This window comes from Kangsaoukella pontilimi, from assembly GCF_009830125.1.
Taxonomy (GTDB): domain Bacteria; phylum Pseudomonadota; class Alphaproteobacteria; order Rhodobacterales; family Rhodobacteraceae; genus Kangsaoukella; species Kangsaoukella pontilimi.
Genome location: NZ_WUPT01000003.1, coordinates 18,640 through 33,460, shown reverse-complemented (window position 1 = coordinate 33,460; position 14,821 = coordinate 18,640). Strand labels below are relative to the sequence as shown.

The window sequence follows — 14,821 nt, the reverse complement described above, 5'->3', positions numbered from 1 at the left end:
ATGACCACGCTCTTGTTCCAGAACGCGCGCCTGATCGACCCCGAAGCGGGCACTGACAGCCTTGGCACTCTGGCCGTACGCGACGGAAAGATCGCAGGGCCGTCCGGCATGGACGGGGCCGAAGTGATCGACTGCGGCGGGCTGTGCCTTGCGCCGGGGATCGTGGATATCGGCGTTAAAGTTTCCGAGCCGGGAGAGCGCCACAAGGAGAGCTTTCGCTCGGCCGGACTTGCTGCCGCGTCGGGTGGCGTGACAACGATGGTCACCCGGCCCGACACGCTGCCCGCCATCGACACGCCCGAGGTGCTGGAATTCGTCCGCCGTCGCGCGAATGAGGCCGCGCCGGTGCGCGTCATGCCCATGGCGGCGCTGACGCGCGGCCGCGAAGGCCGCGAGATGGCGGAAATCGGCTTCCTGCTGGATGCCGGCGCCGTCGCCTTCACCGATTGCGATGCGGTGATCTCGAACACGAAGGTTTTCCAGCGCTGCATGACCTATGCCGCCGGGCTTGGCGCGCTTGTGATCGCACATCCGCAGGAACCGATCCTGTCGGCGGGCGCGGCCGCTACGTCGGGCAAGTTCGCGGCGCTCAAGGGCCTGCCGTCCGTGTCGCCCATGGCCGAGCGTATGGGGCTCGACCGCGATCTCGCGGTGGTCGAGATGACCGGCGCCCGCTATCACGCCGACCAGATCACGACTGCCCGCGCGCTCAAGCGCCTGACCCGCGCGAAAGAGGCGGGCATGGACGTGACCGCTGGCATTTCGATCCACCACCTGACGCTGAACGAGCTGGATGTCGGGGACTATCGCACCTTCTTCAAGGTCAAGCCGCCGCTGCGTTCGGAGGACGACCGGCTGGCCAGCGTCGAGGCGGTTCGGGACGGTCTGATCGACGTGATCTCGTCGATGCACACGCCACAGGACGAGGAATCCAAGCGCCTGCCCTTCGAAGAAGCCGCGTCCGGCGCGGTCGGGCTGGAGACGCTTCTGCCGGCGGCGATGCGGCTGGTGCATTCAGGCGGACTGGACCTGCCGACGCTCTGGCGGGCAATGTCGCTGACTCCTTCCCGGCGGCTGGGTCTGGAAACAGGGCGTCTTTCGGCGGGCGCACCCGCGGACCTGGTTCTCTTCGATCCGGACAAGCCCTTTGTCATGGACCGGTTCAAGCTTCTCTCCAAGTCGAAGAACACCCCCTTTGACGAGGCCCGCATGGAAGGCAGCGTAATGGGCACCTGGGTCGGCGGCACGCGGGTTTACGACGCGCGAACGGCATGACCCGGGTATCCGGCGTGAACCATGTGACGCTGTCCGTCACCGATCTGGACCGATCGGTCGCATTCTATCGTGACAGGCTGGGCGCGCGGCTCAGATGTTTGTGGCCAAGAGGCGCCTATTTCGAACTTGAACAGCTCTGGCTTTGTCTAGAAGCCGCCGACCACGTTTCGGTTCGCGGGGATGACAGCCATATCGCCTTCAGCGTCGGGGCTCAGGATTTCGATGCGGCCGTGGACAGGCTGGGCGATGCGCCGGTGTGGAAAGAGAACCGGTCAGAAGGCCGCTCGCATTACTTCCGGGACCCTGACGGGCACAAACTGGAACTGCATGTGGGCGGGATTGCCGACAGGCTGGCCCATTACCGGCAGCGCACCCCCGAAGGCATGCGATTTTTCGACTGACGCCGTGGCGGCGACGCCTCCTTTCCCGGTCAGGATGCTATCGGGGCTTGCCATGCCGGAGCGGGCCACGGAAAATCGGCCCAAAACGCAAGGGAGCCTCGGAAATATGCCACCCATTGAGACCGGCGCAGGCCTTCTGGCCCTGATCGCGCTTGCCGCTTACCTGCTCGGGTCGGTTCCCTTCGGCGTGCTGGTGACGCGGGCGATGGGGCTGGGCGATGTGCGCAGTATCGGCAGCGGAAATATCGGGGCGACCAATGTGTTGCGCACCGGCTCGAAAAAGGCGGCGGCGGCAACGCTGCTGCTTGATGGCGGCAAGGGCGCGGTGGCGGTGCTGGCCGCGCGGGCCGTCGCGGGCGAGGACGCGGTACAGTTGGCCGGGCTTGCGGCCTTTCTTGGGCATCTGTTTCCGGTCTGGCTGGGGTTCAAGGGCGGCAAGGGTGTCGCGACCTTTCTCGGCACGCTGCTCGCGCTGGCCTTTCCGGTGGGCCTTGCGGCCTGCGCGATCTGGCTGCTGACGGCAGTCGTGTCGCGGATTTCGTCCCTCTCCGCTCTGGTTGCCGCACTTGGAGCCCCCGTGGTTGCGGCCTTTGTCGGCCATGGTTCGGCGGTGGCGATGATCCTCACCATGGCCGCGCTGATCTTCGTCAAGCACGCGCCCAATATCCGCCGCCTGATGGCGGGCACCGAACCCAGGATCGGCCGCAAGAAGGAGGGAGCGGCATGAGTTTCACAGAGGCCGTCCGCACCTGCTTCCGGAAATACATCACGGTTTCGGGGCGCGCGCGCCGTGCCGAGTTCTGGTGGTTCGCGCTCTTCTACCTGATCGTCGGAGCCGTGCTGAACGCAATCGACCTCAGCCTGTTCGGCCCCGACACCGCGCTCTTGTCTCCGATTTTCGGGCTCGTCATGTTCGTTCCCTCGATCACGGTCGCCGTCCGGCGGCTGCATGACCGGGACATGTCGGGCTGGTGGTGGCTTCTGAATTTCATTCCACTTATCGGCACGCTTATCCTTCTGGTGATCTACATGCTCCCCGGCACGAATGGGGCCAACCGCTTCGGACCGGACCCGATCAGGGGCCGTGACGATGGACGCGGCGGCGGGTCTGGCGGCTATCGCGACGACGACGGTGACTATTCGCCCAGTTCCATTCCCCGGTCCGGCAGGCCGTGACGGCGCCCGAGCCTTTCCTCCGCGCCTTCGACGCGCTGCCGCTCGGCGGCTACGGCGGCACCTATGCGGGCGCGCGCTGGCGGATCACCAAATCGCAGATGTCAAACGGTCGGAGCCAGAAGCTTGAAGCCGAAGAACTGGGGGGACAGGGCTATATCAGTTTCAACCTCTACCGGCTGGCCGGCGGCGAAGCGCTGCTGAAGCCGTGCGAGATGCTCGCCGAGACCGTCATCGCCTTTGTCGAGGGCGTGGTCGTGGACTGAGGGTTTCGCGTCCTTCGGACGCGACCGACCGGAGGGGTTCCACCCCTCCGGACCTCCCCGGAGTATTTTCACCAAGAAGAAGCTGCAGGCGGTCTAGTAGGAATATTCCGCGAAGACCTTTGTCACGTCGCCGTCCCAATCGGTTTCGTAGCGGCGGATGAGTTCGTCAGCGGGCACTTCGCCCGATTCGAGAGAATCCTTGAGCGCGTTCAGGAAATGCGTCTCGTCAGGGACAAGACCGCCGGCGCCCGGTCGGGCGCGGGCCTTGAGACCGGCATCTGCGATGGCGACCACCTCGGCGGCGAGCGTCCGCATCGAGATCGAGCCGACCCGGGCGTCGAGCGCGTCGACCGAGGCAGCGACCCGGAGAGCATCACGGGTCTCGGCGTCCCAACCCTTTACGAGGTCCCAAGCCGCGTCGAGCGCCGTCTGGTCGTAGAGGAGTCCGACCCAGAAGGCCGGCAGCGCGCAGAGCCGCCGCCACGGGCCGCCGTCCGCCCCCCGCATTTCGATGAATTTCTTTATGCGGGCTTCCGGGAAGAGTGTCGTCAGGTGATCGGCCCAGTCGGAAAGCGTGGGTTTCTCACCCGGCAGCGCGGGCAGTTCGCCCTTGAGGAAATCGCGGAAGGACTGGCCGAGCGCGTCGATGTAGACCCCGTCGCGGTAGACGAAATACATCGGCACATCGAGCGCATATTCGACCCATGCCTCGAAGCCGAAGCCGTCCTCGAAGACGAAGGGCAGCATGCCCGTCCGGGCGGCGTCGAGATCGCGCCAGATCCGGCTCCGCCAGGATTTGTGACCGTTGAGCTTACCCTCAAAGAAAGGCGAATTGGCGAAAAGCGCGGTGGCAACGGGTTGAAGCGCCAGCGCGACGCGCAGCTTCTGGACCATGTCCCCCTCGGATCCGAAATCGAGGTTCACCTGCACCGTGCAGGTTCTGCGCATCATCTGCGTGCCGAGCGTGCCGACCTTCTGCATGTAGCCGTCCATGAGCTTGTAACGGCCTTTGGGCATCAGCGGCATGTCGTCATGGGTCCAGTGCGGCGCGGCCCCAAGCCCGATGAAGCCGACGCCGATCTCGTCGGCGACGGCCTTCACCTCGGCCAGATGCGTGTTCACCTCGTCGCAGGTCTGATGGATGGTCTCGAGCGGCGCGCCGGACAGTTCAAGCTGTCCGCCCGGTTCGAGCGAGACGTTGGCCCCGTCTTTTTCCAGCCCGATGATGTTGCCGCCCTCGGTCACGGGCGACCAGTGGAAGCGATCGCGAAGACCTTCGAGCACGGCCTTGATCGAGCGCTCGCCCTCGTAAGGCAGCGGGCGGAGCGAGTCGCGGCAATAACCGAACTTCTCGTGCTCGGTGCCGATGCGCCATGCGTCGCGCGGCTTGCATCCATCGGCGAGATATTCCGCCAATTGCTCGTGGCGTTCGATGGGCCCGCCGCCGGATTGGGGTATCGACATCCGCGTTCTCCGGTCGTCTGGTGAGACCCGCAACTTGCGCGAAATGGCCCCCAAGTCAACCGAGGCGAGGGTGCGGTTTTTCCCAGATGACCCTGCGGGTGTCCACAGCGCCGCCGGTCGCCTGCACCAGACGGGACTGGCTGATGCCGGGCAGCGCCGCGAAAGCGTCGAAAAGCTGATCCGCACCTTCAGCGGTCATGGGGATGGTCAGCGTATCGCCTTCTACCGAGGTCAGGACCCAGTTCCGGCCCGGCCCGGCGGCGATCCGGGACAGGTCGTCCAGCGCCATCGCGCCGCCCTGCACGGGGCCGAAGTAGGTAATCCGGCGCTCGTCGATATCGACGACGCCCGCGCCACCGCCCCCCAGCCGGGCACGTGCGCGGGGGATGCCCGAGACGACGAGACCAAGGCCGAGCGCGCCGATGAGGCCGCCGAACCAGAAGCGTGCGCCGAGGCCGTTCCGCATCAGCAGAACGGCGACAATGAGGATGGCGGCACCGGAGAGCACCTCGCGCCATTTCATCAGACCGGCGCTGACTTCAGGGCGGATGAAACTCATCGCCCCGCCTCCCCGTCGAGCGGGTGCCAGCCCTGACGGTCGTCACGGGTGTCGTATGGCGCGCGGATCGGCTCGAAGCTCATGTCGTTGAAATCGCGGATCGGGACAAGATTGCCTCCGACACGACGGGAGAGGACCCCGCCCTGCGTGTCATATCGGTCGAGCGCCGCCGTATGGCTGGGCGGCGGGAACTTTTCAAGCAGCGACACGTCATAGGGGCGCCGCTTTCCCTTGACGCTGTAGATGCCGAGTTCCTTGCCCTGTTCCTGACCCAGCACAAGAAGCCGCTCCATCCCCTCGGCACGCCCGATGATGTCCTTGCCGCCCCAGGCGAAATACTCTCGATTAGAAAGGAAACGCCCGCCGCCGCCCCAGGTATTGCCTTCGGGTAAGAGCGCAAGCGCCGTGAAATAGGGCGGCCGGGACAGGACGGTATAGGCGCCCTCACCGGGCCCGGACCAGTCGCCGTTCAGGGCGAAAAAAATGAAGTGCCGGCCATCGGGCGACAGGTCGCAACGATCCACGTAGACGTTCTGCTTCAACCATTGGCCATCCTCGAACCGGTCGGTCGCGCGGTCCCAGAGGATCAGCCGAAACTGCCTCGTCGGGCCCTGCCGGAGAATCACCGCCGTTTCGTTTTCCGTGGCGAAGAACAGATGAAGCCGCACGACCGGCTTTTCCTGCGTCATGTCCAGTCCCCGAGGGCGGACTGCCAGAGTGTCATCGCCGCCACAGCCGCCGTGTCCGCGCGCAGGATGCGCGGGCCGAGACTGATGGCATGCGCGCCGTCCATCCCGCGAAGGCGGGCGCGTTCGGCATCCGAGAACCCGCCCTCCGGGCCGATCAGGATCGCCCATGGGCCACGCTCGGCGGGGAGGTCGCGGACCTCGCCCGCCAGCGCCTCGTCACAGAAGAGAAGCCGCCGACCGGCGGGCCAGTCGTCCAGCATCCGCGACAGCGGCACCAGGTCGGTCACCTCGGGAACGTAGGTTCCACCGCATTGCTCCGCCGCCTCGACGGCATGCGCCTGCAAGCGGTCCTGACGGATGCGCTCGGCATTGGTGAAATCGGTCTGCACCGGGCAGATGCGCGCCGCGCCCATCTCGGCCGCCTTCTCGACAATGAAGTCTGTGCGGGCCTTCTTGATCGGTGCGAATAAGAGCCAGAGGTCAGGCGGCATGCGTTGCGGCGCAACCTGTTCTTCCGCCGTCAGCACCCCGCCGCGTTTGCCCGCCTCCGACACGGTCGCCCTCCACGCGCCATCCTGCCCGTTGAAAAGCTCGACAGGGTCGCCGAGCCCGCGGCGCATCACCCCGAAGAGATAATGCGCATGGTCGCGGTCGAGCGTAATCTCGGCACCCTCGTGCAGGGCGGTTCGGATAAAAAGACGCGGTATCTGAGCCATGCGTCCAGAATTAACCGGCACGCCCGACCACCGCCATGGCGAAGTCGCGGCCTGCGGGCTTCTTCTGTTCAAAAATACTCAATGCACTGCCGTTGCCCCCGTGCCCCGTGCTTCATAGAAAGGCGCCATGAGCGACACGGATCATGGTCAGGTGGCCGACGCGGCCAAGGGCAACTGGGTGGACAACCTCGCCCCGGCGGCGACACGCCCGTTTCTGCGCCTCAGCCGCGCGGACCGGCCCATCGGCACGTGGCTCTTGCTGTTGCCCTGCTGGTGGGCGCTTGGTGCCGCTACGCTCATGCAGGGACAGTTCACGGCCGGGCATCTCTGGATCGGAGTCGGTTCGGCCATCGGTGCCTGGCTGATGCGGGGTGCGGGCTGCACGTGGAACGACATCACGGACCGCAAGTTCGATGCCGAGGTTGCGCGCACCCGCTCGCGGCCCATCCCGTCGGGTCAGGTGAGCGTCGGAGGGGCCATCGCCTGGATGGTGGTGCAGTCGCTTCTGGCCTTCGGCATCCTGCTGACCTTCACGTGGACGGCGATCTGGCTGGGTATCGCGTCGCTCGCACTGGTCTGCATCTACCCTTTTGCCAAGCGGTTTACCTGGTGGCCGCAGATCTTTCTGGGCCTGGCCTTCAACTGGGGTGCCATCCTGATCTGGGCGGCGGTCACCTCCGAGGTCGGGCTTGCGCCGGTTCTGCTCTATGTTGCGGGCATCTTCTGGACGCTCTTCTATGACACGATCTACGCGCATCAGGATACCGAGGACGACGCGCTGATCGGCGTGAAGTCCACGGCGCGCCTTTTCGGCAATGATACCGCCCGCTGGCTGCGCTGGTTCATCATCCTTTCGGTGCTGTTCTTCGCCGCCGGGCTGATCCTGGCCCTTGGCGCCACCGCGAATCCGCTTCAACTGACCATCGCGCTTGGCGGGGTCTGGGCTTTCGGCTGGCACATGACGTGGCAACTCAAGCGGCTGGATATCGAGGATTCCGACCGCTGCCTGATGCTGTTCCGGTCGAACCGCAACGCCGGATTGCTGCCTGTGCTGTTTCTTGCCGTCGCGCATTTCGTGTGATTGCAGCCCGTGCCGCGTGGCAGTAACTAGGCGCTCATGACCACGCTTCGCGGCTATATCCCCCATGCTCTCGCGCTCGCGCTTGGTGCCGGTGCCTCGGCAGGTGCGGCGCTCTGGGTCAAGGAATCGGTGGAAACCGCCGCCATGACCGACATCTCGCTGGTTCTGGCGCAAACTGGTCAGGACTGGGCAGAGGTTCAGGTCGACGGTCTTCAGGTGACGATGACGGGAACCGCTCCCGACGAGGCGACGCGCTTTGCCGCGCTGTCCGCTGCCGGTAGCGTGGTAGACGCCAGCCGCATCATCGATTCGATGGAGGTCGAGGCGGCCGCCGCCATCGCGGCCCCGGAATTCGCCATCGAGATCCTGAAGAATGACGGCGAATTGTCGGTGATCGGCCTCGTGCCAACCGAAAGCGGTCCGGATACGATCCTCGAGCGCGCGCGGCGCATTGCGGGCACCGCCCAGATCACCGATTTGATCGAAAGCGCCGACTTCGCACCGCCGCCGGGCTGGGAGCGGGCGCTGGCCTTCGGGCTCGATACGCTCGATATGCTGCCGCGCTCCAAGGTCTCGATCACGCCGGGTCGCGTCGCGGTCAGTGCCGTGGCAGCCACTCCCGAACGCAAACGCGAGATCGAGCGCGAGCTCAATCGCGATGTGCCGCAGGGAATTGCCCTGTCCCTGGAAATCGCCGCGCCACGTCCGGTCATCGCGCCCTTCACGCTGCGCTATATCATCGACGAAGACGGTGGGCGCTTCGACGCCTGTTCGGCTGATACCGAAGCCGCGCGCGACCGCATCCTCGCCACCGCCATATCGGCCGGCCTTCAGGGCGATGCGAGCTGCACGCTCGGCCTCGGGGTGCCGTCCACCCGCTGGGGTGAGGCCGCGTCGCTCAGCATCGCGACATTGGCCGCCATCGGTCAGGGAACCGTTACGCTGTCGAACACCGCTGTCTCGCTTGTCGCGTTGGAGGGCACCGATGCCGACCTCTTCGAGCGCGAGACGGGCGAACTTGAAGGGGCGCTTCCGGATGTCTTTTCTCTGACCGCGGTCTTGCCCGTCACTGAAGAGGTCGACGATACGTCGTCAACCGCGCCCGAATTCACCGCCACCCGTTCGCCCGAGGGTCTCGTTCAGCTTCGTGGCAAACTGGCCGATGAGCGGAGCCGCATGGCGATCGAGGCTTTCGCCGCCGCACATTTCGGAGTGGCAAGCCTGACGCCCGCTACGCGGCTGGACGAGAACGTACCTGCAGGCTGGTCAATGCGGGTGCTGACCGCGCTCGAGGCGCTGGCCCTTTTGAATAACGGTTCCGTCCGTGTGACGGACAAGGCGGTCAATGTCTCGGGCGTTTCCGGCCGCGAAGATGCGCGCGCCGAGGTGGCCCGCGTTCTGTCCAGCAAGCTTTCCGACGGGATCGAATACGAGATCGACGTCAGCTATTCCGAGGCGCTCGATCCGCTTGCCGCGCTTCCGACGCCCGAGGAATGCGTGCGCCAGATCAATGCCGTCGCGACCGCCAACAAGATCACCTTCGCGCCAGGGTCGAGCGACATCGAACCCGACGCCCTGCCCACGATCGACGCCATCGCCGAGCTTTTGCGCGATTGTCAGACGGTTCAGATCGAGATCGGCGGCCATACCGACAGCCAGGGCCGCGAAAGCATGAACCAGCAGCTGAGCCAGACGCGCGCGGACGCCGTTCTGAACGCGATCATGTCCCGCCGCGTCCTCACCTCGAACCTAACCGCGAAGGGCTATGGTGAAAGCGAGCCCATCGCGGATAACGGCACCGAAGAGGGCCGCGAGGCAAACCGTCGTATTGAATTCAAGCTGATCCTGCCGGAAGAGACCGAGGCGGAGGACGACACCGCCGAGGCAGAAGGAGAGGCCAGCCAATGAACGGAACCGAATTCATCGCGGCGACGGCGGGTATTCTGTTCGTCGCCTTTCTGGCGGGATGGTTCGCGCACTGGCTGATCAGCCGCATCACCCGTGTCACCCGCAACGACATGGACGACCTCGATCGCATGGCGCAGGAGCTTCACAAGGCCGAGGAAGAGCGCGACGAGGCGGTCACCTATTTCCAGAACCGCGAGGCCGAGATGTCGAACAAGCTGTCCCAGACCGAGGCCGAATTGCACGCCGCGATGGACGGTTTGCGCGCCGCGCGGCACGAAGCGGAAGAGCTGCGCGCCTATATTGACAGGCAGGCTAAAGCGGACTGAGCAGTCCTGAGAGCGTCTGGCGATTTAGCTGTCGCCGGTGTGAAGCGCCTTGAAGGTGATCGTCGTCAGCGAACGGTCGATATTGGGAATATCCAGAAGACCCTTGTTGATGAACACGCCGATATCCTGATCCTCGGGGACGTAAATCTTGGCGATCAGGTCATAGTCGCCGCTGGTCGAATACATCTCGGACACGATCTCGCGCAGATAGATCTCGCGGGCCACATCATAGGTCTTGCCCGGCTTGCACCGGATCTGAACAAAAACGCATTTCATGCGGGCACTCCTTTCCGGCGACCCTAGCGCCCGCGCGCCGACCCAAGCAAGCGGCAATAAAACCTGCGCCCGCCCCCTACCCCCGGAACCCAAAACGGGGTTAGAACCGGATAAGGGAGTGAATCGGAACATGAAAACACCGGAGATCGAGCGGTCACCCAAGGTGTCCGACGAGGTGCGGAAGACCACATGCTACATGTGCGCCTGCCGCTGCGGCATCAATGTTCACATGAAGGACGGACAGGTCGCCTATATCGAAGGCAACCGCGATCACCCGGTGAACCGGGGCGTCCTTTGCGCCAAGGGCGCGTCCGGCATCATGCAGCACCTGTCGCCCGCGCGCCTGCGGGCGCCGATGCGGCGCGTCGGCCCGCGCGGATCGGGCGAGTTCGAGGAAATTTCCTGGGAAGAGGCCTATGAGACCGCCGTGTCCTGGCTGGCCCCCCTGCGAGAGAAAGACCCGTCCAAGCTCGCCTTCTTTACGGGCCGCGACCAGAGCCAAAGCTTTACCAGCTTCTGGGCGCAGTCTTTCGGCACGCCCAATTATGCGGCGCATGGCGGCTTTTGCTCGGTCAACATGGCGGCGGCAGGCATTTACACGATGGGCGGCGCCTTCTGGGAGTTCGGCCAGCCAGACTGGGAACGCACCAAGCTTTTCATGATCTTCGGCGTGGCCGAGGACCACGACTCGAACCCGATCAAGATGGGGATCGGCCGGCTGAAGGCGCGGGGCGCCAAGGTCATCGGCGTCAACCCGATCCGTACCGGCTACAACGCCGTGGCAGACGAATGGATCGGCATCACACCCGGCACTGACGGACTCTTCATCCTGTCGCTGGTCCACTGCCTGATGAAAGCGGGGCGGATCGACACCGATTACCTCGCGCGGTTCACAGATGCGGGCTTCCTCGTCAATGGGGACGAGGCATCGGATGAATTTGGCCTGATCCTCCGCGATGAAGCGGGTAAGCCGCTGGTGCTCGACCGGAATTCGGGCAAGCCAGAGCCCTTCGACAAACAGGGCGTGCGTCCAGACCTTGGTGGAAGCTGGCGCCACGCGGGCTTCAGCCACAAGACGGTCATGCACCACATGGCCGAGACGTATCTGGTGGATGACTACGCCCCCGAGACGGTTTCTTCCAAGATCGGCCTTGCGCCTGAGCGTATCCGTGCGATCGCCGCCGAGCTGGCGCGCACCGCCTTCGACGAGGCGATCGAGATCGACCGGCCCTGGACGGACTTCCGGGGCGAACGGCATGAGAAGATGATCGGACGCCCGGTCGCGTTTCACGCAATGCGCGGCATCTCGGCCCATTCGAATGGCTTCCAGACCTGCCGGGCGCTGCACATGCTGCAGATCATCCTCGGCTCGGTCGAGGTCCCCGGCGGCTTCCGCTTCAAGCCACCCTACCCCAAGCCCGCCACGGCCCACCCCAAGCCGCATGCAGGCGTCACGCCGGGCAAGCCGCTTGACGGGCCGCATCTCGGCTTCGTCCACGGTCCCGATGACCTGCTGATCCACGAGGACAACACGCCGAAGCGGATCGACAAGGCGTTTTCCTGGGAAAACCCGATGAGCGCGCATGGCCTCATGCACATGCTCATCTCGAACGCCCACGCCGGCGATCCCTACAGGATCGACACGATGTTCCTCTACATGGCGAACATGGCGTGGAACTCGTCGATGAACACGTCCTCGGTCATGCAGATGCTGACCGACACCAATTCTGAGACGGGCGACTATGTGATCCCGCACATCATCTATTCGGATGCCTATTCGTCCGAGATGGTGGCCTATGCCGACCTGATCCTGCCCGACACGACATATCTCGAGCGACACGACTGCATCTCGCTTCTTGACCGTCCGATCTCGGAAGCCGAAGGCGCGGCGGATGCCATCCGCTGGCCCGTGGTCGAACCCGACCGCAACGTGAAAGGCTTCCAGTCGGCGCTCTGCGACCTCGGCGCGCGCCTGGGCCTGCCCGGTTTCGTGAACGAGGATGGCAGCCAGAAGTACGCCGATTACGCCGACTATATCGTCAGCCACGAACGCCGCCCCGGCGTCGGGCCTCTGGCGGGCTGGCGCGGCGACGGGACCGAGCACGGGCGCGGCGGTCCGAACCCCGAACAGATCGAGAAATACAAGGAGAACGGCAGCTTCTGGATCGCGCACATCCCGGAGGAAGCCGAGTATTTCAAGCCGTGGAACATGGCCTATCAGGACTGGGCGGTGAAGATCGGCCTCTACGATGCCCCGACACCCTATGCCTTCACCCTCTGGTGCGAACCGCTCCGCCGGTTCCAACTGGCCGCTGAGGGCAAGCATCGCCGCTCGCCGCCCGAACATCTGAAAGCGCGCATTGCCGAGACGATGACGCCCCTGCCGCTCTGGTATCCGCCCTTCTCGGACGCCGACGACGGCTTCACAGTCCACGCGCTGACCCAGCGGCCCATGGCGATGTACCACTCATGGGGCAGCCAGAACGCGTGGCTCCGTCAGATCCACGGGCGGAACCCGCTCTACGTGCCGACGAAAATCTGGGAGGCGAAGGGCTTCAAGGAAGGCGACTGGGCAAGGGTGACCTCGCCCCACGGCGAAATCGTCGTACCGGTCGCTCATATGGCCGCGCTCAACGAGAACACGGTCTGGACGTGGAACGCCATCGGAAAGCGCAAGGGCGCCTGGGCGCTCGACCCCGACGCGCCCGAGGCGACCAAGGGCTTCCTTCTGAACCATATCATCCACGAGCTACTGCCGCCCAAGGGCGACGGTCTCAGATGGGCGAACTCAGACCCGATCACGGGGCAGGCGGCATGGTTCGATCTCCGCGTGAAGATAGAGAAGACCAAGGCACCGAAGGAGGCTGAACCCGCGCACCCGGCCCAGAAAAGCCCGGTTCCGCCCGCTCCGGAGAACGTGACGAGAAAGGTAGGCGCATGACCCTTCTTCTTGGCTCAAATACTCGCGCCGCAGGCGCAAAACTCGTCCACGAGTTTTGCCCCGAAATCCTTGCAAGGATTTCGCCATGACCAGCCTTCCGACCCATACCGAAAAGTCACTCGGCCTTGTCATCGACCTCGACACCTGCGTCGGGTGCCACGCTTGCGTAACGGCCTGCAAGGGCTGGAACACCGAGAATTACGGTGCACCACTCGCGGACAAGGACGCCTATGGCGCCGAACCGGTGGGCAGTTTCCTCAACAGGATTCACAGCTACGAGGTCCAGCCCGAGACCGGCCCCGCGCAGCTTTTCCATTTCCCGAAATCCTGCCTCCATTGTGCCGATGCGCCCTGCGTCACGGTCTGCCCCACCGGGGCCAGCTACAAACGGCAGGAAGACGGGATCGTTCTGGTCAACGAGACCGACTGCATCGGATGCGGCCTTTGCGCCTGGGCCTGCCCCTATGGCGCGCGGGAGATGGACCCCGTCGAGAAGGTGATGAAGAAATGCACCCTCTGCGTCGACCGCATCTATAACGAGAACCTGCCCGAGGAAGACCGCCAGCCCGCCTGTGTCCGCACCTGCCCCGCGGGCGCGCGGCATTTCGGCGATCTGGCCGACCCGGACAGCGATGTGTCCAAGCTGGTGGCCGAACGCAGCGGGATCGAGCTGATGCCCGAACAGGGCACGGCGCCGGTCAACCGCTACCTTCCGCCCCGACCCAAGGATCAGCCGCCGGAATTCGACGTTCTCGCCCCCTACCTGGAACCTGTCGCGGAAGAGCCCAAGGGCTTTCTCGGCTGGCTCGACCGTACGCTGGAAAGGATTGGCTGATGCATCCGGCACCGTCCATCATCCTGTTCACAACGCTGTCCGGTCTTGGGTTCGGTATGCTGTTCTTTCTCGGCCTCGACATCGCGTCGCCGCGCGGCTGGGTCGCCTTCGTTTTCTATCTGATCGCCTTCGCGCTGGCCGTGGGCGGCCTGGTGTCGTCGACCTTCCATCTCGGGCATCCAGAGCGGGCGCTCAAGGCATTCACGCAATGGCGCTCGTCCTGGCTGAGCCGCGAGGCCGTCGCCGCGGTCATCGCGCTCGGTTTCATGGGGCTTTACGCCCTCGGCGCGGTCTTCTTCGACGCGGCCTGGCGGCCCCTTGGCGTCGTCGGCGGGGTCATGGCTCTGGTCACGGTCTTCGCGACCTCGATGATCTACATGCAGATGCGCACGGTGCCCCGCTGGAACCACTGGTCGCCGCCCGTCCTGTTCCTCGGCTACGCTCTTGCCGGTGGTGCCCTTTTGACCGGGAAGATCACGGTCGCGATGATCTTCCTGGCTTTGGCGGCGATTGTGCAGGTCGTGGCCTGGATCGATCAGGACCGGCGCGAGGCAGCATCCGACACCACGCTCGCCACGGCGACCGGGCTTGGGCATATCGGGAGCGTCCGCGCTTTCGAACCGCCCCATACCGGCGGCAACTATCTGACGAAAGAGATGGTGTTTCGCGTCGGACGCAAGCACGCGGTCAAGCTCAGAATCATCTCGCTGGCCCTGATGGCGGCGTTGCCGCTTCTCCTACTGCTCGTGCCGTTCAGCCACATCTTCGCGGCCCTTGCCGTCCTCAGCCATATCGCCGGGGTGCTCGTTCAGCGCTGGCTCTTCTTCGCGGAAGCGCGCCATGTGGTGGGCCTCTACTACGGCAGGTAAGCGCCCAGGTCATGGCAGGGGTGACGTTGTGTCAGTTGTGTC

General features: G+C 64.8%; 16 protein-coding genes. 11 read left to right on the top strand and 5 right to left on the bottom strand.

The window, feature by feature from the left end; translation table 11 throughout:
- The 5 genes from pyrC (at position 1) to GQ651_RS15735 (ending at position 3,115) form a co-directional block, all read left to right on the top strand.
- Entirely contained in the window at positions 1 to 1,275 is a 1,275-nt protein-coding gene (gene pyrC, locus GQ651_RS15755; RefSeq protein ID WP_160765237.1) for a dihydroorotase, read from the top strand.
- The gene (locus GQ651_RS15750; RefSeq protein ID WP_160765236.1) at positions 1,272 to 1,676 is read left to right on the top strand and encodes a VOC family protein; all 405 of its coding nucleotides are present in this window, start codon (positions 1,272 to 1,274) and stop codon (positions 1,674 to 1,676) included. Before pyrC ends, GQ651_RS15750 begins: the two co-directional genes overlap by 4 nt.
- Before the next feature lie 106 nt (positions 1,677 to 1,782).
- A complete protein-coding gene (gene plsY / locus GQ651_RS15745) occupies positions 1,783 to 2,403 on the top strand; it encodes a glycerol-3-phosphate 1-O-acyltransferase PlsY (protein ID WP_160765235.1) in 621 nt (206 codons plus the stop codon).
- Entirely contained in the window at positions 2,400 to 2,852 is a 453-nt protein-coding gene (locus GQ651_RS15740; RefSeq protein WP_160765234.1) for a DUF805 domain-containing protein, read from the top strand. Before plsY ends, GQ651_RS15740 begins: the two co-directional genes overlap by 4 nt.
- Complete coding sequence (locus GQ651_RS15735) at positions 2,849 to 3,115, top strand: hypothetical protein (protein WP_160765233.1); 267 nt, start codon at positions 2,849 to 2,851, stop codon at positions 3,113 to 3,115. The genes GQ651_RS15740 and GQ651_RS15735 overlap by 4 nt, the downstream gene beginning before the upstream one ends.
- A 93-nt stretch (positions 3,116 to 3,208) precedes the next feature.
- On the opposite strand, the gene GQ651_RS15730 is transcribed toward GQ651_RS15735, so the two are convergent.
- The 4 genes from GQ651_RS15730 to GQ651_RS15715 are packed head-to-tail and all read right to left on the bottom strand — an operon-like array spanning position 3,209 to position 6,543.
- A complete protein-coding gene (locus tag GQ651_RS15730; RefSeq protein ID WP_160765232.1) occupies positions 3,209 to 4,579 on the bottom strand; it encodes a glutamate--cysteine ligase in 1,371 nt (456 codons plus the stop codon).
- 55 nt (positions 4,580 to 4,634) lie between these two features.
- Positions 4,635 to 5,138 carry a hypothetical protein gene (locus tag GQ651_RS15725; RefSeq protein WP_160765231.1) on the bottom strand — a complete coding sequence of 168 codons (504 nt, stop codon included), beginning with the start codon at positions 5,136 to 5,138 and terminating at the stop codon, positions 4,635 to 4,637.
- Positions 5,135 to 5,827, bottom strand: coding sequence for a hypothetical protein (locus GQ651_RS15720; protein ID WP_160765230.1), 693 nt, complete (start codon positions 5,825 to 5,827; stop codon positions 5,135 to 5,137). Before GQ651_RS15720 ends, GQ651_RS15725 begins: the two co-directional genes overlap by 4 nt.
- A complete protein-coding gene (locus tag GQ651_RS15715; protein ID WP_160765229.1) occupies positions 5,824 to 6,543 on the bottom strand; it encodes a 16S rRNA (uracil(1498)-N(3))-methyltransferase in 720 nt (239 codons plus the stop codon). Before GQ651_RS15715 ends, GQ651_RS15720 begins: the two co-directional genes overlap by 4 nt.
- A gap of 127 nt (positions 6,544 to 6,670) precedes the next feature.
- Here GQ651_RS15715 and ubiA point away from each other — a divergent pair, with 127 nt between their 5' ends.
- The 3 genes from ubiA to GQ651_RS15700 are packed head-to-tail and all read left to right on the top strand — an operon-like array spanning position 6,671 to position 9,858.
- Positions 6,671 to 7,624: a 4-hydroxybenzoate octaprenyltransferase gene (gene ubiA / locus GQ651_RS15710; RefSeq protein WP_160765228.1), complete on the top strand. Its 954-nt coding sequence runs from the start codon at positions 6,671 to 6,673 to the stop codon at positions 7,622 to 7,624.
- Positions 7,625 to 7,660: 36 nt separating this feature from the next.
- Positions 7,661 to 9,532: an OmpA family protein gene (locus tag GQ651_RS15705; RefSeq protein ID WP_160765227.1), complete on the top strand. Its 1,872-nt coding sequence runs from the start codon at positions 7,661 to 7,663 to the stop codon at positions 9,530 to 9,532.
- Positions 9,529 to 9,858 (top strand): hypothetical protein, encoded by a 330-nt coding sequence (locus GQ651_RS15700; protein WP_160765226.1) that lies wholly within the window; start codon positions 9,529 to 9,531, stop codon positions 9,856 to 9,858. The genes GQ651_RS15705 and GQ651_RS15700 overlap by 4 nt, the downstream gene beginning before the upstream one ends.
- A gap of 24 nt (positions 9,859 to 9,882) precedes the next feature.
- Here GQ651_RS15700 and GQ651_RS15695 read toward each other — a convergent pair whose 3' ends face one another.
- Entirely contained in the window at positions 9,883 to 10,134 is a 252-nt protein-coding gene (locus GQ651_RS15695) for an Lrp/AsnC ligand binding domain-containing protein (RefSeq protein WP_160765225.1), read from the bottom strand.
- A 130-nt stretch (positions 10,135 to 10,264) separates the two neighbouring features.
- Here GQ651_RS15695 and GQ651_RS15690 point away from each other — a divergent pair, with 130 nt between their 5' ends.
- The 3 genes from GQ651_RS15690 to GQ651_RS15680 all read left to right on the top strand — a co-directional run bounded on the left by GQ651_RS15690 (position 10,265) and on the right by GQ651_RS15680 (position 14,779).
- A complete protein-coding gene (locus GQ651_RS15690; protein ID WP_160765224.1) occupies positions 10,265 to 13,075 on the top strand; it encodes a molybdopterin oxidoreductase family protein in 2,811 nt (936 codons plus the stop codon).
- 85 nt (positions 13,076 to 13,160) lie between these two features.
- A complete protein-coding gene (locus GQ651_RS15685) occupies positions 13,161 to 13,910 on the top strand; it encodes a 4Fe-4S dicluster domain-containing protein (protein WP_160765223.1) in 750 nt (249 codons plus the stop codon).
- Positions 13,910 to 14,779: a dimethyl sulfoxide reductase anchor subunit family protein gene (locus GQ651_RS15680; RefSeq protein WP_160765222.1), complete on the top strand. Its 870-nt coding sequence runs from the start codon at positions 13,910 to 13,912 to the stop codon at positions 14,777 to 14,779. Before GQ651_RS15685 ends, GQ651_RS15680 begins: the two co-directional genes overlap by 1 nt.
- The last annotated feature ends 42 nt before the right edge of the window (positions 14,780 to 14,821 follow it).

Bases quoted from the DNA above. Each gene is read 5' to 3' on its own strand.
- GQ651_RS15715 (WP_160765229.1), bottom strand. From the start codon at position 6,543: ATGGCTCAGATACCGCGTCTTTTTATCCGAACCGCCCTGCACGAGGGT.
- GQ651_RS15750 (WP_160765236.1), top strand. From the start codon at position 1,272: ATGACCCGGGTATCCGGCGTGAACCATGTGACGCTGTCCGTCACCGAT.
- GQ651_RS15690 (WP_160765224.1), top strand. From the start codon at position 10,265: ATGAAAACACCGGAGATCGAGCGGTCACCCAAGGTGTCCGACGAGGTG.
- GQ651_RS15730 (WP_160765232.1), bottom strand. From the start codon at position 4,579: ATGTCGATACCCCAATCCGGCGGCGGGCCCATCGAACGCCACGAGCAA.
- GQ651_RS15695 (WP_160765225.1), bottom strand. From the start codon at position 10,134: ATGAAATGCGTTTTTGTTCAGATCCGGTGCAAGCCGGGCAAGACCTAT.
- GQ651_RS15740 (WP_160765234.1), top strand. From the start codon at position 2,400: ATGAGTTTCACAGAGGCCGTCCGCACCTGCTTCCGGAAATACATCACG.
- GQ651_RS15725 (WP_160765231.1), bottom strand. From the start codon at position 5,138: ATGAGTTTCATCCGCCCTGAAGTCAGCGCCGGTCTGATGAAATGGCGC.
- ubiA (WP_160765228.1), top strand. From the start codon at position 6,671: ATGAGCGACACGGATCATGGTCAGGTGGCCGACGCGGCCAAGGGCAAC.
- pyrC (WP_160765237.1), top strand. From the start codon at position 1: ATGACCACGCTCTTGTTCCAGAACGCGCGCCTGATCGACCCCGAAGCG.
- GQ651_RS15700 (WP_160765226.1), top strand. From the start codon at position 9,529: ATGAACGGAACCGAATTCATCGCGGCGACGGCGGGTATTCTGTTCGTC.
- GQ651_RS15720 (WP_160765230.1), bottom strand. From the start codon at position 5,827: ATGACGCAGGAAAAGCCGGTCGTGCGGCTTCATCTGTTCTTCGCCACG.
- GQ651_RS15685 (WP_160765223.1), top strand. From the start codon at position 13,161: ATGACCAGCCTTCCGACCCATACCGAAAAGTCACTCGGCCTTGTCATC.
- plsY (WP_160765235.1), top strand. From the start codon at position 1,783: ATGCCACCCATTGAGACCGGCGCAGGCCTTCTGGCCCTGATCGCGCTT.
- GQ651_RS15705 (WP_160765227.1), top strand. From the start codon at position 7,661: ATGACCACGCTTCGCGGCTATATCCCCCATGCTCTCGCGCTCGCGCTT.
- GQ651_RS15680 (WP_160765222.1), top strand. From the start codon at position 13,910: ATGCATCCGGCACCGTCCATCATCCTGTTCACAACGCTGTCCGGTCTT.